Annotated in this window: 19 protein-coding genes and 1 pseudogene; 10 read left to right on the forward strand and 10 right to left on the reverse strand. The window is 67.7% G+C overall.

The annotated features are described in order from the left end of the window. Positions 1-69: 69 nt before the first annotated feature. Together SKC42_RS27785 and SKC42_RS27790 are read right to left on the reverse strand one after the other, a co-directional pair. On the reverse strand, positions 70-687 hold the full coding sequence (locus SKC42_RS27785; RefSeq protein ID WP_442932179.1) for a transposase: 618 nt from the start codon (positions 685-687) through the stop codon (positions 70-72). Beyond that, on the reverse strand, positions 684-1124 hold the full coding sequence (locus SKC42_RS27790) for a transposase (RefSeq protein ID WP_442932180.1): 441 nt from the start codon (positions 1122-1124) through the stop codon (positions 684-686). Before SKC42_RS27790 ends, SKC42_RS27785 begins: the two co-directional genes overlap by 4 nt. A gap of 674 nt (positions 1125-1798) precedes the next feature. Between SKC42_RS27790 and SKC42_RS17530 the strand changes: the two genes are divergently transcribed. Both SKC42_RS17530 and SKC42_RS17535 read left to right on the forward strand, forming a co-directional pair. Beyond that, entirely contained in the window at positions 1799-3274 is a 1476-nt protein-coding gene (locus SKC42_RS17530) for an EspA/EspE family type VII secretion system effector (RefSeq protein ID WP_330965553.1), read from the forward strand. A 10-nt stretch (positions 3275-3284) separates the two neighbouring features. Continuing rightward, positions 3285-4154 (forward strand): annotated as a pseudogene (locus SKC42_RS17535) (MMPL family transporter); the annotation flags it as partial. Here SKC42_RS17535 and SKC42_RS17540 read toward each other — a convergent pair. The 5 genes from SKC42_RS17540 to SKC42_RS17560 form a co-directional block, all read right to left on the reverse strand. Further along, positions 4126-5619, reverse strand: coding sequence for a CoA-acylating methylmalonate-semialdehyde dehydrogenase (locus tag SKC42_RS17540; RefSeq protein ID WP_330965554.1), 1494 nt, complete (start codon positions 5617-5619; stop codon positions 4126-4128). The pseudogene SKC42_RS17535 and the gene SKC42_RS17540 overlap by 29 nt on opposite strands. Positions 5620-5745: 126 nt before the next feature. Beyond that, the gene (locus SKC42_RS17545; RefSeq protein ID WP_330965555.1) at positions 5746-7491 is read right to left on the reverse strand and encodes a sigma-54-dependent Fis family transcriptional regulator; all 1746 of its coding nucleotides are present in this window, start codon (positions 7489-7491) and stop codon (positions 5746-5748) included. Positions 7492-7563: 72 nt separating this feature from the next. Continuing rightward, a complete protein-coding gene (locus SKC42_RS17550; RefSeq protein ID WP_330965556.1) occupies positions 7564-7833 on the reverse strand; it encodes a hypothetical protein in 270 nt (89 codons plus the stop codon). A 99-nt stretch (positions 7834-7932) separates the two neighbouring features. Continuing rightward, positions 7933-9465, reverse strand: a complete 1533-nt coding sequence (locus tag SKC42_RS17555) for a carboxyl transferase domain-containing protein (protein WP_330965557.1) — start codon at positions 9463-9465, stop codon at positions 7933-7935. Beyond that, positions 9462-10661: a CaiB/BaiF CoA transferase family protein gene (locus tag SKC42_RS17560; protein WP_330965558.1), complete on the reverse strand. Its 1200-nt coding sequence runs from the start codon at positions 10659-10661 to the stop codon at positions 9462-9464. The genes SKC42_RS17555 and SKC42_RS17560 overlap by 4 nt, the downstream gene beginning before the upstream one ends. 182 nt (positions 10662-10843) lie before the next feature. Between SKC42_RS17560 and SKC42_RS17565 the strand changes: the two genes are divergently transcribed. Then, positions 10844-11557 (forward strand): FadR/GntR family transcriptional regulator, encoded by a 714-nt coding sequence (locus tag SKC42_RS17565; RefSeq protein ID WP_330965691.1) that lies wholly within the window; start codon positions 10844-10846, stop codon positions 11555-11557. Here the strand turns inward: SKC42_RS17565 and SKC42_RS17570 are convergent. Further along, a complete protein-coding gene (locus tag SKC42_RS17570; RefSeq protein ID WP_330965559.1) occupies positions 11554-12657 on the reverse strand; it encodes a carbon-nitrogen hydrolase family protein in 1104 nt (367 codons plus the stop codon). The genes SKC42_RS17565 and SKC42_RS17570 overlap by 4 nt on opposite strands. A 400-nt stretch (positions 12658-13057) precedes the next feature. Here SKC42_RS17570 and SKC42_RS17575 point away from each other — a divergent pair, with 400 nt between their 5' ends. The 4 genes from SKC42_RS17575 to SKC42_RS17590 all read left to right on the forward strand — a co-directional run bounded on the left by SKC42_RS17575 (position 13058) and on the right by SKC42_RS17590 (position 16657). Next, the gene (locus tag SKC42_RS17575) at positions 13058-13375 is read left to right on the forward strand and encodes a DUF485 domain-containing protein (RefSeq protein WP_330965692.1); all 318 of its coding nucleotides are present in this window, start codon (positions 13058-13060) and stop codon (positions 13373-13375) included. Beyond that, positions 13372-15006 carry a solute symporter family protein gene (locus tag SKC42_RS17580; RefSeq protein WP_330965560.1) on the forward strand — a complete coding sequence of 545 codons (1635 nt, stop codon included), beginning with the start codon at positions 13372-13374 and terminating at the stop codon, positions 15004-15006. The genes SKC42_RS17575 and SKC42_RS17580 overlap by 4 nt, the downstream gene beginning before the upstream one ends. A 105-nt stretch (positions 15007-15111) precedes the next feature. Beyond that, positions 15112-15906: a TrmB family transcriptional regulator gene (locus tag SKC42_RS17585; RefSeq protein WP_330965561.1), complete on the forward strand. Its 795-nt coding sequence runs from the start codon at positions 15112-15114 to the stop codon at positions 15904-15906. A gap of 85 nt (positions 15907-15991) precedes the next feature. Next, positions 15992-16657, forward strand: coding sequence for a pyridoxamine 5'-phosphate oxidase family protein (locus tag SKC42_RS17590; protein WP_330965562.1), 666 nt, complete (start codon positions 15992-15994; stop codon positions 16655-16657). 24 nt (positions 16658-16681) lie between these two features. On the opposite strand, the gene SKC42_RS17595 is transcribed toward SKC42_RS17590, so the two are convergent. Beyond that, positions 16682-17287, reverse strand: a complete 606-nt coding sequence (locus SKC42_RS17595; RefSeq protein ID WP_330965563.1) for a TetR/AcrR family transcriptional regulator — start codon at positions 17285-17287, stop codon at positions 16682-16684. Positions 17288-17352: 65 nt separating this feature from the next. Here SKC42_RS17595 and SKC42_RS17600 point away from each other — a divergent pair, with 65 nt between their 5' ends. The 3 genes from SKC42_RS17600 (at position 17353) to fadD1 (ending at position 20677) form a co-directional block, all read left to right on the forward strand. Then, positions 17353-18183, forward strand: coding sequence for an alpha/beta fold hydrolase (locus SKC42_RS17600; RefSeq protein ID WP_330965564.1), 831 nt, complete (start codon positions 17353-17355; stop codon positions 18181-18183). 128 nt (positions 18184-18311) lie between these two features. Continuing rightward, on the forward strand, positions 18312-19064 hold the full coding sequence (locus tag SKC42_RS17605; protein ID WP_330965565.1) for an SDR family NAD(P)-dependent oxidoreductase: 753 nt from the start codon (positions 18312-18314) through the stop codon (positions 19062-19064). A gap of 5 nt (positions 19065-19069) precedes the next feature. Continuing rightward, complete coding sequence (gene fadD1 / locus SKC42_RS17610; protein ID WP_330965566.1) at positions 19070-20677, forward strand: fatty-acid--CoA ligase FadD1; 1608 nt, start codon at positions 19070-19072, stop codon at positions 20675-20677. Here the strand turns inward: fadD1 and SKC42_RS17615 are convergent. Continuing rightward, entirely contained in the window at positions 20669-21052 is a 384-nt protein-coding gene (locus SKC42_RS17615) for a Zn-ribbon domain-containing OB-fold protein (protein ID WP_330965693.1), read from the reverse strand. The genes fadD1 and SKC42_RS17615 overlap by 9 nt on opposite strands. Positions 21053-21075 lie beyond the last annotated feature (23 nt).

Consider the following 21075-nt stretch of genomic DNA (forward strand, 5'->3'; position numbering starts at 1 on the left):
CTACTGATGGGTATCTTTCCGGTGACTGTCCGCTGCTGCCACCGGTGAGACCCGGCGCGCAGTTGCGGTTCACCGACACCGACGGCGCTTCGTCAAGCAACCTCCGTTGCGGTTGATTCGCCGGGTTCGGGTGGGGTTATGTCGGTGCGTCGTTCGAGTAGTTTGCCTTTGCACAAGGCCTCGCCAGCGCGGACCAGGGCGACCAGGTGTGGGGCGTTCACGGCTCGCCAGCGTGCTCGTGCGGCGTCGATCAGCTTGTCGCCATGGCAATACCGGCTGCCCGTGATCCCGGACCCTTGGGGACTCTGGTCCGCAGTCGCACCGTGGCGAAGGTCGATTCGATCGGGTTTGTGGTCTCAAGTGGATCCAATGCTTGGCCGGATAATTGTAGAACTCCAGTAGGGTCTCGAGGTCGTCGACGATCTTGGCAACCGCCTTTGGATGTTTGGCGCCGAAGTCGACCTCAAACGCCTTGACCGCCACCTGGGCCCTGTCGATACCTTCAGCGTTGTAGGTGTCCTTGATTGCCGCCAGAGCCGACGGATCCGCTGATTTCAGGTGCGGCAAGGACATTGGCCTGCTGTGAAACCAGCGGCGTTGTTCGCGGGTCGCGCGGAACACTTCGCCCACGGCTTTCCAGAAGCCCAGGGCGCCATCGCCGACGGCCAGCACCACCGCTGCGATCATTCCGCGCCGTTTGCAGTTGGTCTGCGCGAGGCGGACTTGGGGTGGATTCCGCCGACCCACAGGTAGACGTAGTCGGTCCCGGACAGGTCGCGTCGCCCGAACGCAGCGGCTTCGTCTTGCCACTGCGCGGTCAGGCGGGCGATCGTCGTGGCCGACAATCCTGCCCGAGCCGAGGAACTGCTCGTGCGCCGGCCCGAGTACCCCCTGGACAGCCCGTGCAAATACAGCAGCGGCAGCACCTCAGACATCTGTGGTGATTTGCGTGCCCACGTGGGTAGGATCGCTGAGGAAAACCGGTGCCGCTCAGCGCTATTGGGGTGGAGGCGTTTGTCGTTGGCTCGCGGCGCCTTGACCCCGACCGCGCCGGTCGCGGTCAGTACCTCGCGGGCCTGGCGGCCAACCCGGGCCTGATCGGGCCGACGCGCGCCGCTCGACATCACCGCGCTTCGGCCCGGCCGGATTTGTCAGCGCTGCAATAGATCTGACCACGACCCGCGACCAGGCTCCAATAGTCCTGCCCCAAAGCGCTTTGGGCACTGACGAACATCTCGCCGTCAATGTCGCCTCACTGACATACCGCAAGATCACCGCCTACCCCAACCCGGCCCGCCGCCGCGGCAAGAAGCGGTGAGCAAGCTGATCGACTCGACCCGCCGCGGCGTACCGACCGGATTAGAAGAGCACGCCCACCTGTGCCGCACCCTGGCTTTCTTTGACGATCTCACCTGCACGGGCCGACCAAGGCGATCAACGGACGCTTGGAAGCCCTACGCTCCAATGCCTTCGGATCCGCGACCTTACCCACTACCGAAGCCGCTCACTTTAGGCAGCCGCGCAGTCTACGCCCTCATTAGTGCGCCTTGGGATCGGAGAGCCGCCGTGGTAGGCGCGGTCGTCGAAGAACCCGGGCGCGTAGTCGCGGCGGCGGTCGAGCGTAGGAGAGGGAGCGCCCCCGCTGAGGCCCCCCTCGGCTCAGCGACACCAATCCCGCTGAGCCGCCAACGCATACAAATCACTGCATGGCGCCACCCCTGGCCGATGCTAGCCTGGGGGGGCGATGCCGCGCGACCAGTCCCGCGCGCCGCGGAATCATCCATCTAAGGAACCACGAATGCCTGTTTCTACCCTCGCAACAGCAGCGGCTGTATTTCAACAAGGAGCCAGGATCCTCGCCAGCATCGCAGGCCTCGGCGCAAATATGAGCGGCCTAGGCCTGGATGCAAATAGCTTCGCCAATGGCGTCGCAACCAACCCCGAATCTCTTTCGGCGGAACTGACGAGCAACATCGGAGACTGGGAAAGCCTTGTATTCAATGTTAGTGCCACGCCGATAATCAGGAAGTACTTTAAAGGCCAGAAGGCAAGGGATCGGCTTGGCAACCGACTATACCGAGGTCGGAATGCGGTAGCCCGCGGTATACAAGATCGGCTAGACGGCCAAATACAGGTCAGGGAGTCGCCGCCCCCAAAAGGCAAAGATTTAAAAACGGAACTCAAAAAGGGTCTTAAAGGCTATAAAAGATCGCTCAGTATAATCCTCTGGACGATCGCCGTCGTCGAATCCCTGGAGCTAACAACAGGACTCGGGCAACCCTACGAGGGAGATGACCTCGAATCCGGTTCGCAACAATTCGGCGCACTCGCCGCACAGCTGAAGTCGGCCCTTGCGGATGACGGCTGGCAAGGTTCGGCATCGAACGCCTACGCGGATCTGGACACGACGTTCCGCGGCGTTGCACAAACGTTGGCCGATCTGGACCTCCAGCTGGCAGCCCTGGTGAACAATCAGTGCGAATTCGTCACTCATATGCGGTTGGCTTTTGCGACACTGAAGCAGTTACTCCTCATCGCATACGTCATCGAGTTGACGATGTTCTTTGGGTACCCTCCGCTGGGACCCACCGCGGCGCAAATCTTCGCGGTTTCCGCTGCCGTGGTTGGGATCGGTTGCGCCGTCAGCTTTCTTACGACCCTGCTCACCCTCTCGATATTGAACGCAAAAAAATCGGAGGATTTGACCTCCGAATACCAGAAGTTGGCAACTGCTGTGACTTGCCCGGCCACGTTGTTGACGCCGGTCGGGGTGGCCGCGGCGAAGGAATCCAGGGTTGGCAGGTCCGCGGCTACCTCAACCAGCACGTCGGGTACGCCCGCAATGGCCGGTGCGTTCGGTGTGGCGAGCGGTTTACAGGCCCGACGGACCCGCCTCGGCGCTTTGGGCAGCGACGGTGATACCGCGGGCGATGGCACACCCGAGGTGTCAAAGACCACGGCCGCGCCGTCGATGCCGGCGTTCATGATGCCAACCATGGGTCAGCTAACCGCAATGTCGGGGCACGCCGGCAAGCTGTCCGGACACCTGTCCCAGCACTCGAACCTGATCGACCCTCCGATGGCCCAGCAGCGCCGAGGGGTTGCGGGGCCCGCCGAACAGGGCGCCGATGAAGCCACCACCGAGGAGGCCACGCTCGCCGGCGGCTTCGGAGGCGCCGGAGCCACACAGACTGCCGAGCGCGCACCCGTCGAGGTCACGGCGGCAGCCGCAGGACAGGCAAAGGAGCTCCACCCGCTTCAGCGAACGGGGTAAGAGTCGATAGCAATTGCTCAGCGGCATGGGCCGGATAGCCACCCAGCCCCAGAACTCCGCCCGTGCCACATCGGGATCGGACGCCGCCTCGGGCTTACCTGCCTCCGGACGCGTTCGAGAATCGCGAATTCGGCGAGGTGGCACGCTGATTCATCTCATCCGACGGACGCACGGCACGATTCGCCGTCGCATCCTCGTATGATCCCTACTCCACCAACGCGATGGCGCTGGACAAGACCATCAGCGATACCGCCAACGCCGCCCGGCCCAACACGTCGTTGGCCGACGCCACCATCTGGATGGCTGGGTTCACCGCCCTCGACTCCGGCCCCAGCACCTGCTGTCTGCCGACTCCGGCCGTCTGGCCACGACCACCCTGCTGATCGTCGGTATCGTCCTGATCCTGCTGCTGCGCGCCGTGCTTGCCCCGCTCTACCTACTGGGCACCGTGGCGCTGAACTATTTCGCCGCCCTTGGCCTGGGAGTGCTGGTGTTCCAGCACATATTCGGCCAAGCGATCGCCCGGCCCGTCCCCTACGCGAGGAGTCCGGACGGGGCATGCGCGTGGGCATCCCGCGCACGGTGACCAAAACCGGTTCCGTCATCACCTCGCCGGGCCCGATCTTCGCCGCGGCATGTTCGGGCTCATGATCGGCTCCGTCGGCTGATGGTTCAGGCCGGGGTCGTGATCGGCTGCGAGCTGCTGCTCGACGTCTTCGTCGTCCGGACGCCGACCGTCCCCGCAATCGCCACACTGCTTCGCGAAAAGAGTTGGTGGCCATACCGGAAGCCCGATATCCGGCGAGGTGCGTGGCGGCTCACCTACACGGCATCGTCGACGACCGCGAGGTTCACCCGTTCTGCGGGAACCCTAGGTTGATCCCGCCATGGCTGGGGTCCAGCCAGCGGGTGGTGACGGCCTTGGTGCGGGTGAAGAAGTGCACCCCTTCGACGCCGTGCGCGTGGGTGTCACCGAATAGGGACGCCTTCCAGCCGCCGAAGCTGTAGTAGGCCATCGGGACCGGAATGGCGACATTGATGCCCACCATGCCCACCTCGACCTCATTCTGGAACCGGCGGGCGGCGCCGCCGTCGTTGGTGAAGAGGGCGGTGCCGTTACCGTACGGGTTGGCGTTGACGAGCCGCAGCGCGTCGTCGTAGGACTCCACACGCACCACCGACAGCACCGGGCCGAAGATCTCGTCGGTGTAGACACTCATGTCGGTCGTGACATGGTCGATCAGCGTCGGCCCCAACCAGAATCCACCGTCGGCACCGTCGACACTGACGCCGCGGCCGTCCACGACGATCTTCGCCCCGTCGACCTCACCTTTGTCGATGTACGACGCCACCTTGTCGCGATGTTCCCGGGTGACGAGCGGCCCCATGTCCGAGTCCCGGGTCCCGTCACCCGTCTTGATCGTGACGGCCCGCTCGGCGATCTTCGCGACCAACTCGTCGGCGATCGGGCCTACCGCCACCGCGACGCTGATGGCCATGCAGCGCTCACCGGCCGAGCCGAACCCGGCATTGATCATGGCGTCCGCGGCGACGTCGAGGTCGGCGTCGGGCAGGACAACGGCGTGATTCTTGGCGCCACCGAGGGCCTGAACGCGTTTACCTGCAGCGCATCCAGTTGCGTAGACGTGCCGGGCGATCGGGGTGGAGCCAACGAACGAGACCGCTCTAATGGCCGGGTTCACCAGCAGTTCGTCGACGGCGGTCTTGTCACCCTGGAGCACGTTGAAAACTCCTGGCGGCAGACCCGCTTCGGCCCAGAGGCGGGCCAGCCACAGCGACGCGGAGGGATCCTTCTCGCTGGGCTTGAGCACCACGGTGTTGCCCGTCGCGATCGCGATCGGAAAGAACCACATCGGGACCATCGCGGGGAAATTGAACGGGCTGATGACGGCGACCGGGCCGAGCGGCTGTAGCGACGAGTGCGCATCGACGTTGGTCGAGGCGTTCTCGGTGAATCCGCCCTTCAGAAGATGCGGTACACCGCAGGCGAATTCGACGACCTCCTGGCCGCGACTGACCTCGCCAAGGGCATCGGAGAGCACCTTGCCGTGCTCGCGGGTGATGATCGCCGCCAGCTCGTCCTTCCGGGCATTGAGCAGTTCGCGGAAGTTGAACAGGATCGCGGTGCGTTTGGCCAAGGACGTGTCACGCCATGCCGGATAGGCCGCGGCGGCGGCGCTGATCACCGCCCGGGCGTCGTCGACGCTGGCCAGGGCGACTCGGCCGGTGGTTTCGCCGGTAGCCGGGTTGGTGACCGGCGCGGTTGCGGTACTGCTGCCGGCGAATTCCGCATTGTTGACCCAATGGGGAACGGTGGTGCTCATCGGGGTCCTTCCGGTTTGCCTGGGCGACAGGGCGACACGGTATCACGCTAGGAGCGGAAGGCCTCGCGGGGAAATGCCTGACGTGCGCGATCTATGCGTCCACGGCATGGCTGAAGTTGGTCCGCGTCAGCTGATGCCGTATTCGTTGATCTTGCGGTAGATCGTCGCCCGGGACATTCCGAGGGCCTCCGCGGCGTCCGCCTTGTTGCCACCGTTTTCGAGCAAGCTGCGCACGATCGCGTCGCGCTCCAGCGCCTCGATTCGGGAGAGCGTGCGCTTGGACACCGACCAGCATTCGGGTGGTAAGCGACGCGCCGGGATCACCCCCGAGCGTTGCGTTGCGACCGTGCGGGCCAACACCTCGCGCAGTTGCGCGACATTGCCCGGCCACGGCAGCTTCCGCAACTGGGACATGGCCTCCGGGTGCAGCCGCACGGCCGCGCCGCGCGTCAGTTCGCACAGCAGAAGGGGCACCAAGTCGTCGAGGTCCTCGATCCGGTGCCGCAGGGCCGGGACGCCGACCGTGCGCGGAAACACCGGCAGCAGCGCCTCGACGGCGGCTGAGGGGGTCCCGGGGCCGACCGTCGCCGCCAGCCAGCCGTGCCCGGCGCGGGACCGCAGCAGGCCGGCGATCGGCTCGAGCGCGGCGCCGTCGATGTGGTCCAGGTCGGCGAGGACCACGGCGAAGTCCGTTCCCGCGGTAACGGCTTCGAGTTCGGCGAACACCTGCTCCGCATCGAGGGTGCGGCAGGAGAGCACACGGACGGTGCGCTCGGGCCGCACGTGCCGGGCCACCGCACGGGCCAGCGTGGACCGGCCCGACCCGGATTCGCCGCCGAGCAGCAGCCATTCGCGCTCACGGCAGCATCGGAGGGCCTGCTGGGCGGCGTGGCGCCAGGCGCTGCTCGTCCCGGCGAGGCCCGGGATGCGCGCGGGCGCAGAACGTTCGGCGCCCGCGTCGACGCGCACCTGATAGACGAAGTTCTCGCCGCCCCTCCGCCCCGGTGACCGATGCACCGCCCGCAGGCGTGCGGTGGCGCCACTGGGCAGCTCCACGGTCAGCGCGGCGCCCACCACCGCGGTCGCGCGGAACTCGGACGCCCTTTCCGACAACGCCGTTCGGTCATTGACTTCCAGGGTGTGACGCAGTTGGCGGTTCATCAGGACGACGTCCCCGCCGACGGCCAACACCCCGTGCGGGTACCGGCGGCAGTGCTGCAGGTACGCCTCGAGCAGAGCCGTTTCGCTTTCGCGGGCCAAGAGCCTCATCCGGTCCTCGATTTGCTTGGCGGTGCTCTTGGCCAGCGCGTACAGCAGCGGCGTGGATTGGTCGGCGAACCCGGTGAGGTCGACGACGCCGGCGACCCGGTGCGTCGAGGGGTCCCGGATGGGGGCGGCGGCGCAGGTCAGCCGCCCGAGGGGCGCCATGTAGTGCTCCGCGCCCTCGATGTAGGTGGGCTGCGCGAGTTCCAGCGTGGTGCCGATGCCATTGGTGCCGGCGAACTTCTCGGCGAAGCTGTATCCGGGCACCAGCCGCACGGCGTCCAGCGCCTCGACGAGCTCCGCGTCGCCACCCAGCCGCTGCAGAACGACGCCCTGCGCTGTGGTCAAGATGACACAGACCGGCTGGCCGGCGATGTCGTCGGCGATGCGACGCAGGATCGGGGCGGCGGCGGTCACCAGCTCGGAGTCGGTCCTGGGTTGCCGAACGTACGGCAGCCCGACGCGGTCCGGGTGTACCCGTAACGACCGTGATCGGCGCCACGAATGCAGGATGTCTTCCCGAATGCCCCGACCCTGGAGCGACCCGGTGCGCAGGAACTGTCTGCGCGCGCGCAGCACCTGCGCGACCGGGTCTGGCTCTGGGTCCACCACATAAGCAACGGGGTTGCGAGCCTCTCAGATTCCCGATCGTTCCTCGATGTGACGGAGTTAATGCCGGGCCTACGCCGCGGGCCGGATAGCGGGACCCGGCAGTCCCGGCACCACGGCGAGCCGCCCCTTGCGGATTCCGGCCGCGATCTGCTGCTGCACCGCCGGGCCGTCGGGTGGGGCGGCCTGCTGGCAGGTGCAACTGAATCCGCCGAACGGGTTCAGGCTGCCGTCAACCGAATTCGGCTCCGCCGCGGCCGGTGTCGTCGCCACCAGACCGAGGCCGACCGCCGCTGCGGCGCCGAATAGAACTTTGGCGATACGGTGGTGTGGGGTTGTCATTTCCCGCTCATCTCCTGGGGGTGTTTGGTTACCCCTCCATGAGACCGCCGGTGGCGCCGGGTGAGCGTCTCAATCTGAGATTCGCGGGACGCCCTCGGGTCAGCTCGCGAATTGCGGCAGCGTGGCGCCGCGGTCGACCGCCGGCCGACTGCGCCCGATGCGGTCGAACCGCTCTGTGCGCGCCGAAAGCCCTTCTCTGCCTTGCGGATCGAGCAGGAGTCCCGCCAACTCCTGACGGACCACCGCGCCGACGCGCTGGCAGAACTGGACGGGCTCGTCGGCGGCGTCGTTAAACTCGGGGACGATGCGATCGACGATGCCGTGCGCCAGCAGGTCGGTGGCCCGCACCTCCTGCATCGCGGCCATCTCGGCCGCGTGGCAGGTGTCGTGGTAGACGATGGCGCTCGCGCCCTCGGGCGGAAGGGGGGACAGCCAGCTGTGCTGCGCTGCCAGCATCCGGTCCGCCGGCAGGAGCGCGAGCGCGCCGCCGCCGCTGCCCTCGCCGAGCAGCAGGGAAACCGTGGGCACGTCGAGCGCCATCATGTCGGCGATGCACCGCGCGATCTCGCCGGACAGGCCACCCTCCTCGGCCTCGCGGGACAACGCCGCGCCGGCGGTGTCGATCACCGCGACCAGGGGCAGGCCCAGGTCGGCGGCCAGCCGCATCCCGCGCCGGGCCTCGCGCAGCGCTCCCGGACCGAGGGGGTCCTGGCGCGTCTGGCTGCTGCGATCGTGGGCCACCAGCACGCACGCCGTGTCCGCCAGCCGCGTCAGCGCCAGGAGCAGGCCCGGGTAGGTCTCGCCCTGTCCGGTGCCGTTGAGCGGAAGCATCTCGCTTGCGTTGTAGCGCAGCACGTCCCGCACGCCCGGCCGGTCGGCCCGGCGGGACGCCGCGATGGACCGCCAGGCCGACACGTCGATTGCGGGGGCCTGCCGGGACACCGTCGGGATGCGGCCGGGGGGCGGTGTGCCGATGATGCGCAGCGCCCGGTCGACCAGTCCGGAGAGCTCGTCCAACGGAGTGACGGCATCGATCAGCCCACAGCCGTAGAGGTTCTCGGCGGTCTGCACGCCCGCGGGAAACTCCCGGCCGAAGAGGGCCTCGTAAACCCGGGGCCCGAGGAAGCCGATGCGGGCGCCCGGCTCGGCGATCGTCACGTGCCCCAGCGAGCCCCACGAGGCGAAGACGCCGCCCATGGTGGGGTTGCGCAGGTACACCAGGTAGGGCAGCCGGGCGGCCTTGTGATCGACGACGGCGGCGGTGATCTTCACCATCTGGACGAACGCCGTGGTGCCCTCCTGCATGCGGGTACCCCCGGAGGCGGGGAGCGCGATGAGCGGCAACCGCTCAGCCGTGGCGCGGCGGATCGCGGTGGCCAGCCGATCGCCCGCCACCACGCCGATCGAACCGCCCAGAAAGCCGAAGTCGCTCACCAGGATTGCCACTCGCCGGCCGCGGATGGCAGCCGAACCGGTGAGCACGGCCTCGTCCAGGCCCGTGCGGTGCTGCGCCTGGCGTAGTTCGGCGATGTAGGCGGAGTCACCGGCGATTTCGGCCGGCGTGTCCCAGGACTGCCAGGAACCCGCGTCGACGAGCTTCGCGACGGTCTCGCGGGCACCGGTTCGCGTCATTTCGCTTCCCCGTTGTTGAGCCACGCGACAACGGCTTCGGTGTCGGCGCCAAGCAGCGGCGGCGACTGATGCTGGACGGGGGCCGACTCCCGACCGTCGAAGTCGAAGAAGCGCAGCGGGGGCCCCGGGAGCGTGATGCGGCCCAACGTGGGGTGCTCGACGTCGACGAGCAGGCCCTGCGACCGCGTCTGTTCCCACTCGTAGACCTGGTCGATGCTGCGGATCCGGCCCGCCGGGATTCCGATGCGTTTCAACTCGTCCAGCAGACTCTCGGTGTCCCAGCCGGCAAACGCGGCCTCGACGGCCTGGTTGACGGCCTTGTGGTTGTCGACGCGTTCGGGGTTGCTGGCCATTCCCGGAGCGTCCGGGTCGAGGTGGAAACCGGCGCAGAATTTGCGCCACAGGCCCTCGCTGCCCACCGCGATCTGCACCGCGCCGTCCGCGGTGGGGAACAGGCCGTAGGGGCAGACCGACGGGTGGTGGTTGCCCTGCGCGCGACCCACCTGTTTCGCGACGGTCCATTTCGTGCCCTGGAACGCGTGGACGCCCACGACGGCGGCCAGCAGCGACGTGCGCACCACCCGGCCCCGGCCGGTCGCCGCCCGATTCAGCAGCGCCGACACCACGCCGAAGGCACCGTACATGCCGGCCAGCAGGTCGGCGATCGGCACGCCGACCTTCTGGATGTCGTCGGGGCCGGAGCCGGTCAGCGACATCAAACCCGCCTCGCCCTGGGCGATTTGGTCATACCCCGCGCGGCCGCCCTCGGGGCCGTCATGACCAAATCCCGTGATCGACAGCATGACCAGTCCCGGGTTGAGTTCGGCCAGCCGCTCGGTGGAGAACCCCAACCGGTCGAGCACGCCCGTGCGGAAGTTCTCGATCAGGACGTCGGCGCGGCGCACCAGCGCCTCGAGCACCCGGACGCCCTCGTCGGACTTCAGGTCGAGCGCGACCGACCGCTTGTTGCGGTTGGCCGACAGGAAATACGTCGATTCCAGTTGTCCACCGTCGGTCTCGATGAACGGTGGCCCCCAACCACGCGTGTCGTCCCCCGCCGCGGGCTCCTCGACCTTGATCACGTCGGCGCCCAGGTCGGCGAGCATCATCGCTGCGTGCGGACCCGCCAGCGCACGGCTCAGGTCGATCACGAGGACCCCCGCGAGGGCCCGGTCCGATTCGATCACGCGGGTCATGTCCCCCACTTCCGTCGTTGGCGCGATGTTGGACTTCCCGTCCGCTGGCCTAGTGACTCAGTGGACTAGCCAATCTAGCCACGCCGGGCGCGCCGCCGTCAAGTCGACGTCGCTCGCACCCGCTTTGCGCTCCCCGATCGCCAAGTGGGGTACCGTTTGCTGCGAGGAGAGTGAGTGACCCAGTGGCCCAGCAACTTCGTCCAGTAAGCCGCCCCCGCCTCTATGAGGTGATCGTCGAACAGATCTGCGCCTACATCGACGACGCCGGACTCGCTCCCGGGGATCGCCTCCCCGCCGAACGGGAGCTCGCCGCGAAACTCGGCGTCAGCCGCGCCTCGGTGAGCCAGGCCCTGGTGGCCCTCGAAGTGCAGGGCGTGTTGGCGGTTAGACACGGCGACGGAGCCGTCCTGGTCGGGCGGCCGAGCGAGGAACGGGCAGTCGCGGCGTTGCGGGAGCACGCCGACCGCTTGCCCGACATCATCGAGGCCCGCCAGGCGCTCGAGGTGAAGATCGCCGCACTGGCCGCGGCGCGACGTACCGACGACGAGCTGGCGGCGATCGAATCGGCCTTGGCGACAATGGAAGCCGAAATCGCCGACGGCGAGCGCGGCGTCGCGGGCGACGAAAGATTCCACGAGGCCCTCACCGTGGCGGCGCACTCGGCCCTGCTCGCGAAGCTGATGCGCGAGATGGCGGAACTCATCCGCGAGAGCCGCATCGAGTCGCTGTCGCAGCGCGGACGCCCCCGGGCATCGCTCGAAGGTCACCGGCGCATCGCCGAGGCAGTCCGACGACAGGACCCCGAGGCCGCCGCAGCCGCGATGGACGACCACCTCAAGCTGGTCTCCGATGTCGATCTGCTCCGGGGACTCGACGGGAATCCGTCGGATCGCTAGGCGGATCCGACGGACGCGCCGCCCGGGCGCAATTCCACTGCGGTGCGGGCGTATTCGTCAGTGAGCGGCCAAGCGTCGGTGTGGGTCGCGGCGCCGTTAACCGGAGGGTGTTCCGCCGCATCGTGGCCCACGCGAAGTATCGCGGGGCGGCGCGTGTCGACGGAGAGCTGGAAGATGTCCGCGCGGTTGTAGGTCCCGACGATGTCGTGGGCCTGCTTGGCCACAACCTCGCGCTGCAGATCGATTTCCGCGTGCAGGATCCCCTCGGAACCGGTCAGCGGGCCCGCGACAAGCCGGCCGTCGGGACCGACCACCATCGACGCCGGCGGCGCCGCGGTCAGTGCCCTCTCGATTCTGTTGTCGCCCTGGGCAATCTCACGCAGTGCCACCTCGTCCAGCGTGGTGGCCGCGACGACGACGAACACCTTGCCCTCGAATGCGTGCGCCGCGCTGCGGAGCCGGATGCTCTCGGCCAGGTCGTATTCGAAGTTCTCGGTGCGCCCGTCGAACGGCCAGGCCGGCGGGTAGGTCGCCAGGTGCACGCGCTCGCCTTGTGCGAGCAGGGTGAATCGCGCGAGCGTGTTGGTGTTTTCGCCGCAGATGAGCGTGCCGACCTGCCACCCGTCGAGTTCCACCGGCCGCAGATCGTGGGCATCGCCGTGGGACCACGTCAGGCGCTCGTACCAGGTGGCCACCAGCTTGCGGCGGTGGTTCACCAGGCGGCCGTTCCGGTCGAAGACCAGATTGGAGTTCCACAGCTGCCCAAGGCTGTTCGGGTTGCGCTCGTTGATGCCGACGGAAAGCACCACACCGTTTTGCCGGGCGATGCGGCTCAGCCGGTCGGTGTGCGGACCGGGCACCACGATGGACGCGGCGACCAAGCGTTCGTGCAGCGGGTGCTGATCGATCGGAGGCAGCACGGCGTTCCAGGCGGGAAACCCGGCGAGAAACGCCTCCCCGAAAACCACCAGTTGGGCCCCGTCGCGAGCGGCGGTGCGAACGACCTCCTCGACCTTGACGAGGGAGGCCTCGAGGTCCAGAAAGACCGGCGCCGCCTGGACGGCCGCGACGGACACCTTGGGTAGCGGGGGTAGGGACACGTGGGGCTCCTTGAGCTGAGTGAGCTATTTGGCGACAAGGTTGTCAGGATAGTTCGACAGTAGTTCCGGCGCGGAAATACACCGTATTGCCAGGATACGTCCACTTGAACGGCTGTCAACCGCGTGTCTCCGCAAAATCGAGCGCCACTATGTCGAGTCATTTCGACAGAAATCCGGCCGGCACGCCTTAAGTCGCAGCTCGCAACGGTGATGTCGAGATCGATCGACATCACCGTCGTCCAATCTGCCCATCGCAACGCTGGCGGGATGCCCTGGAGGACTTTATAGTGGTCCGCATCACTGGATAGGCCACTCATCCACCCGGTCGAGTATTTTCGACACCCCGCCGCTGCACCCGGAGGTAGACGTGCCACAGCCCCTCATCGACGCCCCCACCGGGATGCCCGACCTGCAGGCCTTCCAGAAGGTGCAGGAAACCCCGGAGTTCCGGGATCTCCGGCGGCGGTTGCGCAGGTTCACGTTCCCGATGACGGCCTTCTTCCTCGGCTGGTACCTGGCCTTCATGCTGCTCGCCATGTACGCGCACGGGTTCATGGCGATCAGGGTCTGCGGCAACATCAACCTCGGTGTGGTGCTCGGGTTCGGTCAGTTCGCCTCCACCTTCGTGATCACCGCGCTCTATGTCCGGTTCGCCAACCGATCGCTCGATCCCCGCGCCGCGGCCATCCGCGCCAAGCTCGAGGCAGCGGTCCGGTGAGCGTCACCCTCGCGGCGTCGTCTCATGTCGGCGACCCGGCGGTCAACATCGCGGTATTCGCGTTCTTCGTCGTCATCACCCTGGCGCTGGTGATCCGCGCGGGTCGGAGCACCACTAATGCCGCCGACTTCTACACCGGCGGCGGTGAGTTCTCCGGATCGCAAAACGGATTCGCCATCGCCGGGGACTACCTGTCGGCGGCGTCATTCCTCGGCGTGTCGGGCGCCATCACCGTGTACGGCTACGACGGCTTCCTCTACTCGATCGGCTTCTTCGTCTCGTGGTTGCTGGCGCTGTTGCTCGTCGCCGAACTGTTGCGCAACACAGGGCGCTTCACGATGGCCGACGTCCTCAGCTATCGGCTGCGACAGCGGCCCGTCCGCACGGCGGCCGCGTTGTCCACGCTCACCGTTTCGCTGTTCTATCTGCTCGCCCAGATGGCAGGCGCCGGCGGGCTTGTCGCCCTGCTGCTCAACATCAACAGCCGCGTCGGCCAGTCCGCGGTGGTCGCCGTCGTGGGTGCATTGATGATCGCCTACGTGCTGATCGGGGGCATGAAGGGCACGACCTACGTCCAGATGGTCAAGGCCGCGCTGCTGGTGTCGGGAGCCGCCATCATGTTTTTCCTCGTGGTGCTCGCGGTGCGCGGGAACTTCTCCCAGCTGCTCGCCCACGCGCAGGCGAGGGCGGACGGATCCCTTACCAAGGGGATCGCCGGACGTAACCTGCTGGAACCCGGCGCCAAATACGGCGTCACACCGACCACCAAGCTCGACTTCATCTCGCTGGGCGTCGCCCTGGTGCTGGGCACCGCCGGCCTGCCGCACGTGCTGATGCGCTTCTACACGGTTCCCACGGCGCGGGAGGCCCGCCGCTCGGTCACCTGGGCGATCGGCTTGGTCGGCGTCTTCTATCTGTTCTCGCTGGCCATCGGTTACGGCGCGGCCTGGCTGGTGGGCCCGGACACGGTGCTGTCGACCGCCGGTAAGGAGAACTCGGCCGCCCCGCTGCTCGCATATCGGTTGGGCGGCAGCATCTTCCTCGGGGTGATCGCCGCGGTCGCGTTCGCGACGATCCTCGCCGTGGTCTCGGGGCTGGTGATCACGGCCGCGACCTCGCTCGCCCATGACGTCTACGCCGGTGTGATCAAGCGTGGCAACGCCACCGAAGAACAGCAGGTCCGCGTCTCGCGGGCCCTCGTTGCCGTGATCGGCATCGTGGCCATCGTCTTGGGCATCCTCGCCATGGGACAGAATGTGGCTTTTCTGGTGGCCCTGGCATTCGCGATCGCCGGGTCGGCCAACCTGCCGACATTGCTGTACTCGTTGTTTTGGAAGCGATTCAACACCGTCGGGGCGCTGTTCAGCATCTACGGCGGCCTCGCGACTTGCCTTGTGCTCATCGTCTTTTCGCCCGCCGTCTCGGGGAACCCGGCGGCGATGTTCCCCCATGCAGACTTCGCCTGGTTCCCGTTGGCCAATCCGGGCATCGTCTCGATCCCGCTCGGGTTCGCCCTCGGCGTCGTCGGCACGCAACTGGGCTGGCGCGCCAGGGAGGACCCCGCCAAGCAGGCCGAGATGGAGGTGCGGTCCCTTACGGGCGTCGGCGTGGAGAAACCGGTGAGCCATTGAGCCCCGCGCACCCGATATGCTCCACAGATCCTGACTTTCCGTGGGGCCCTAGGCCGGACTGACGCTGCGCCGTCGCGGCCGCGACAGAGGTGAGTGAGAAGCGCGATGTGGGCTGAGCTCGTCGAAGCCGGTCTCGAACCGAAGGAGGCCCGGTTCTATCTCGCGGCGCTCAGCATGGATTCGGCCACCGTCGCCCAAATCGCGGCGGCGTCACAGATCAGCCGGACGAACGCCTACGACATCGCCAAGCGCCTGGCCGAGCGGGGCCTGGTTTCCCTGATCGAGGGGGGAAGCCACCGCGGGGGGCGGGCCGGCGGTCGCCCCACGACAATCGTGCGGGCGGCGGATCCGCAACATCTGCTCGACGAGTGGAGCCAGCGGCGGCGGATGCTGGAATCGCTGATCCCCCAACTGCGCGCCGTGTACGCCAAGGGCGGCACGGCTCCGCGTGTGCGGTATCTGGAGGGGGTTAGCGGGATCAGGACGGCGCTGTTCGAGACGCTGGATTGGCCGTCCCCCCTGCGGGGCGTCCTGTCGATGCGCGATTTGCTGACCGTGCCGGGCGTCGAGGCGATGGACGAGTACGTCGCCGGGCGGCGCGAACGCAAACTCTGGTTGCACGTGCTGCGATCGCCCGAGAAGGACCTGCCGGGCGGTTGGCCATCGAGCGACGAGGAGTACCGGCGCACCCGATACGTGCCCGCCGAGTACCTCTTCACCATGACGATGATCATCGGCGACGCGGCGGTGGCGATGATCTCGTCGAAGCGGGAGAGCTTTGCGCTGGTGGTGGAGAGCGTCGAGTTCGTCGAGATGCAGCGCAACCTGTTCGAGGTCCTGTGGGGGGTGGCCGCATCGGAACCACCGACACCCGATGCCCGCGACCGCGGCGGCGACTGATTCCGGCGGCATTCGGAGGCCGAACTTACCAGTGGTCACGAGATCGTCGTGGACGCCGGCGTTTTCCGCTGTTTCCCTGTAGTAGGTGAGTACTCCATCCCGTTACGGATCCATCGCGTTCTCCGCGCCGGTGGCGGCGAGGCAGCGGGCGGCGGGCAGCCTTCACGCTTACGGCCGATTCCGGCGCCGCGGCGACGACATCGGGCCGCCGGAGGTGCTCGAGCCGCGGACCGCCGCGCTCATCGCGGCGACCGACTCCTTCTTCATCGCCACCGTGACCCCGACCGGCTGGCCCTATGTGCAACACCGCGGCGGCCCAACGGGTTTCGTGCACGTCCTGGACGCGGCCACGATCGCGTTCGCCGACTATTCCGGCAACGAGCAATACGTGACCGTCGGCAACCTCGACGCCGACGACAGGGTGGCGCTGTTCTTCGTCGACTACCCGACCCGCACCAGGGTCAAGGTCTACGGGCGCGCGCGGATCGTCGAGCGGTCCGCCGAGCCCGACCTCATCGAGCGCCTGCTCATCGTTCGCCAGGGCGCCGTGCACGCCGACTGCGATCGCGCCGTCGTCGTCGCCGTCGAGGCATTCGACAACAACTGCCGGCGCAACATTCCGCCCAAGTACGGTGCCGAATCGGTGCGCGAACGCGTCCGGCTCGCGCGCGAGGAATTGCTGGACGAGAACGCCGCCCTGAAGGCTCGCGTCGCCGAACTCGAGCAACGGCTGGCGTGGGTCAAACCCTGAGCGCCGCAACAAGGCACGGACGAATCATCCTCGCACCATCGCGTCGATGAGCCGGTGCAGCACCTCCGAGGTCTCGCGCCGCGCACGCTCCGAATCCTCGGCGGTGGCGATGAACATCGCCGCCTCGTCGAGGGCGCCGATCAGCACGTGGGCGAGCGGGCGGACGGGCTGACCGGCCAGCTCGCCAACCCTGATGGCCTCGGTCAGCAGCTGTTCGGTCATGCCGAGGCTGTACCGCTGGGCAACATCGCGGAACGCCGCCCAGCCGAGCACGCTGGGTGCATCGAGCAGGATCAACTGACGCACCTCGGGATCGGCAGACACCTCGAGCCACGCGTCGACCGCGGCCCGGATCGCCTCCGCGGGGTCGGTTGCCCCGGACCCGGCCACGACCGCACCCATGCGGGCCATCACGTCCTGCTCGACGACTTCGACGACTTCGCGAAACAACGCCGCCTTGTCGGCGAACTGGTGATACATCGCGCCGCGCGTGACGCCCGCCGCGGACGCGATCTCCGGGGTACCCACCTCGGCGTAACCGCGCGCACCCCACAACCGGCGCGCGGCCGCTACCAGCGCGTCGCGCGTCGCCGCGGAGCGCTCCTCCTGAGTCCGTCTCTTGCTTTCCATACAGCCTGTTGGTAACTTACGAACAGACAGACTGTTTGTAAGTGTGTTCGAAGTGGGAGTTGACCATGCCGAAGATCGACATTAGTGCCGGGACCATTCATTACGAAGCGTCCGGACCCGAAAACGGCAGGCCCGTGGTGTTCGTCCACGGATTCATGATGGGTGGCCAGCTGTGGCGTGAGGTGGCACGACACCTCGCCGAGGTGGGTCTGCGCTGCATCGCACCGACCTGGCCCCTCGGCGCGCACCCCGAACCGTTGCGTTCCGGCGCCGACCGCACGATCACCGGCGTGGCCGGGATCGTCGCCGAGACGCTGGCCGCCCTCGCCTTGCACGACGTCGTTCTCGTCGGCAACGACACCGGTGGCGTCGTCACGCAACTGGTCGCGGTGCACCACCCGGAGCGGCTCGGCGCACTGGTACTCACGAGTTGTGACGCCTTCGAACACTTCCCGCCCCCCGTGCTCAAGCCCGTCATCCTCGCCGCGAAGTCGAAGACGGTGTTCCGCACCGCGATCCAGGCCATGCGCGCGCCGGTCGCGCGCAGGCGCGCCTACGACGGGCTGGCACACCGCGACATCGACGACCTGACCCAACTCTGGGTGCGGCCCGCGCTGTCCGACCCGGCCGTCGCGGAAGACCTGCGCCAGCTCACCCTTTCGCTGCGCACCGAGGTCACCACGGCCGTCGCAGCCCGGTTGCCGGAGTTCGACAAGCCCACCCTCGTCGCCTGGTCGGCCGACGACGCGTTCTTCGAACAGGAGGACGGCAGGCGACTGGCCGCGACCATTCCCAACGCACGGCTCGAAGTGATCGAGGGAGCGCGGACGTTTTCGATGGTGGACCGCCCGCACCGGCTCGCCGACCTGCTGTCGACGATCGCGGTCCGCGCGTAGGCGGACCGCCCGCGGGGAATCGCCGCCCTGCGCCGAGTCGCCCTCCCTTGCGCCGAACGTCGAGTTATTCGGCTGATTCCGCCGGCTTTCACGCAACAACTCGACGTTCGGCGGCTAGCGTTGCCGGCATGGAGACACCGCTACAGGGCCGAAGAATCCTGGTCACCGGCGGAGCGACCGGCATCGGCGCGGCCGCCGTGGAGGTCCTCGGCGCGGCGGGCGCCCGGGTCGCCGCGACCTACCACACCACCGAGCCGCCCGCGGCGCTCGAGGCCACCTGGCTGCAGTGCGACGTCCGGGACGCGGACGCCGTCTCGGCGATGGTGCGGGAAGCCGCCGACCGGCTGAGCGGTCTCGATGTCCTGGTCAACGCCGCCGGGCTGTGGCAGGCGGGCATTCCCGGCTACATCGGCGCCGACGAGATCGCGTTCCTGCTGGACACCAACGTCAGGGCCACGATCCTCACCAATCAGGCCGCCTACGCCACGATGAAGGGGGGAGGCGGCCGGATCATCAACTTCGGCTCGTCGGAAGCCGTTATGGGAAGCCCGATCTCGGCCGTCTACGCCGCCACGAAGGGCGCCGTGCAGGCCTGGACGCGATCGGCCGCCAAGGCCTGGGCCGCCGACAAGGTCACCGTCAACGCGCTGGCGCCGGCGGTCCAGACGGCCGGGGCCGACCGGCTGCGGGAGTTCCTCGGCCCCGACGCCGCCCCGCTGATCGACCAGCAGATGAAGATGATGATCCCGCTGGGCGGTGCGCTGGGCGATCCCGCGCGCGACCTCGGCCCGATGCTGGTGTTCCTCTCCGGCGAAGGGTCCGGCTTCATCACGGGGCAACTGCTGGCGGTGGACGGCGGCCTGATGATGGTGGGTGGGTAGACCCGATGACCGACGACACCATCCAGGCGCTGCTGCGCAAGCGCCTGGACGACCCCGCGGTCGCCGTGAAACACGATGATCTGCAATGGTCTTGGCGGCAATACCTGGAACGTGCGGCGGGCCGGGCCGCCGCCCTGATCGACGCCGCGGACCAGCGCGGACCGTTGCACATCGGCGCGCTGCTGGGCAACACGCCCGAGATGCTGGCACAGATGGCGGCCGCCGGCTTGGGGGGCTACGTGCTGTGCGGGCTCAACACCACCCGGCGGGGCGAGGCGCTCGCCGCCGACGTCCGGCGGGCCGACTGCCAGTTCGTGGTGACCGACGCCGAACATCGGCCCCTGCTGGACGGTCTGGATCTGGGTGAGACTCAGATCCTGGATGTGTCGACGCCGGAGTGGGCCGAATTCGTCGGCGGGGCAGGCGAACTCGTTCCTCATCGACAGGTCGCGGCCATGGACGCGTTCATGATGATCTTCACTTCGGGGACGAGCGGTAGCCCCAAGGCGGTCCAGGTGTCGCATCTGATGGCCACGTTCGCCGGTCTCAACCTGGTCGAGCGGTTTGCACTGAGCCCGCAAGACACCTGCTACGTGTCGATGCCCCTGTTCCATTCGAATGCCGTCGTCGCGGGGTGGGCGCCCGCGGTCTGCTCGGGGGCCGCGATCGTGCCGGCGAAGTTTTCGGCAACCCGGTTCCTCGACGAGGTGCGCCGCTACGGCGCGACCTACATGAACTACGTCGGCAAGCCCCTGGCCTACATCCTGGCCACCGCCGAACGCGACGACGACGCCGACAATCCGTTGCGGGTGGCATTCGGAAACGAGGCCAACGACAAGGACATCGAGGAGTTCGCCCGCCGCTTCGGTGTTCGGGTGGAAGACGGCTTCGGATCGACCGAAAACGCCGTCATCGTGATACGCGAGCCGGGCACCCCCCGAGGCTCCATCGGCAGGGGCATCGACGGGGTAGCGGTGTACAACAGCGACACGGTCACCGAGTGCGCGGTCGCCCAGTTCGACGCCGACGGGGCGCTGGTCAATGCCGACGACGCCGTGGGCGAGTTGGTAAATGCGGCAGGCTCGGGCTTCTTCACCGGCTACTACAACGACCCGGATGCCAACGCCGAACGCATGCGCCACGGCATGTACTGGTCCGGAGATCTCGCCTACAAAGACGCCGACGGTTGGATCTACCTGGCCGGCCGCACCGCCGACTGGATGCGGGTGGACGGGGAGAATCTCGCCGCCGCCCCCATCGAGCGGATCCTGTTGCGCCACAGCGCAATCAACCGCGTCGCGGTGTACGCCGTGCCGGACGAGCGCGTCGGCGACCAGGTCATGGTGGCAATCGTGCTCAACGAGGGCCGGTCGCTGGAGCCGAATGAATTCGAGGCCTTCCTCAAAGCGCAGCCCGACCTTTCACCCAAGGGGCGCCCACGCTACGTCCGCATCGCGGCCGACCTGCCCAGCACGGCCACCCACAAGGTGCTCAAGCGCCAGCTGATCGCCGAGGCGACCGCCGTGCGCGACGGGGAAACGCTCTGGGAGCGCGAGTCCCGCGGCACCGCGTACCACGAGTGTGGGCCCCCCACCCCTGCGGGCTCACGATGACGGCGTCAAGTACGGCAGCGTCGGCCCGGGAGCCACCGCATGGAATTGCACCTCGACGCGCATGCCGATCTTCAGGTCGGTGGGCTCTATGCCGACGATGTTGGTCAGCATCTGGTAGCCCTCGTCGAGCGTGACGATGGCCGGCGCGTACGGCGGTTCGAACTGCGCGGTCACCGGCCGATGCACCACCGCCCAGCTGTACACCGTCGCGCGCCCGGCGCTCTGCGCCGAGCTCAGCTGCGCTGAAAGACATTGGCGGCAATCTTCGCTCGGCGGAAAGTCCGCCGCGCCGCAGGCCTTGCAGCTTTGGTAGCGCAACCGCTGCGAGCGACAGTGTCCGGCCGGCACCACCACCGCGATGTTCCGCCGCACCAAAAACGGGGCGCGGAAACGCACTT

Source organism: Mycobacterium sp. 050134 (assembly GCF_036409085.1).
GTDB lineage: Bacteria > Actinomycetota > Actinomycetes > Mycobacteriales > Mycobacteriaceae > Mycobacterium.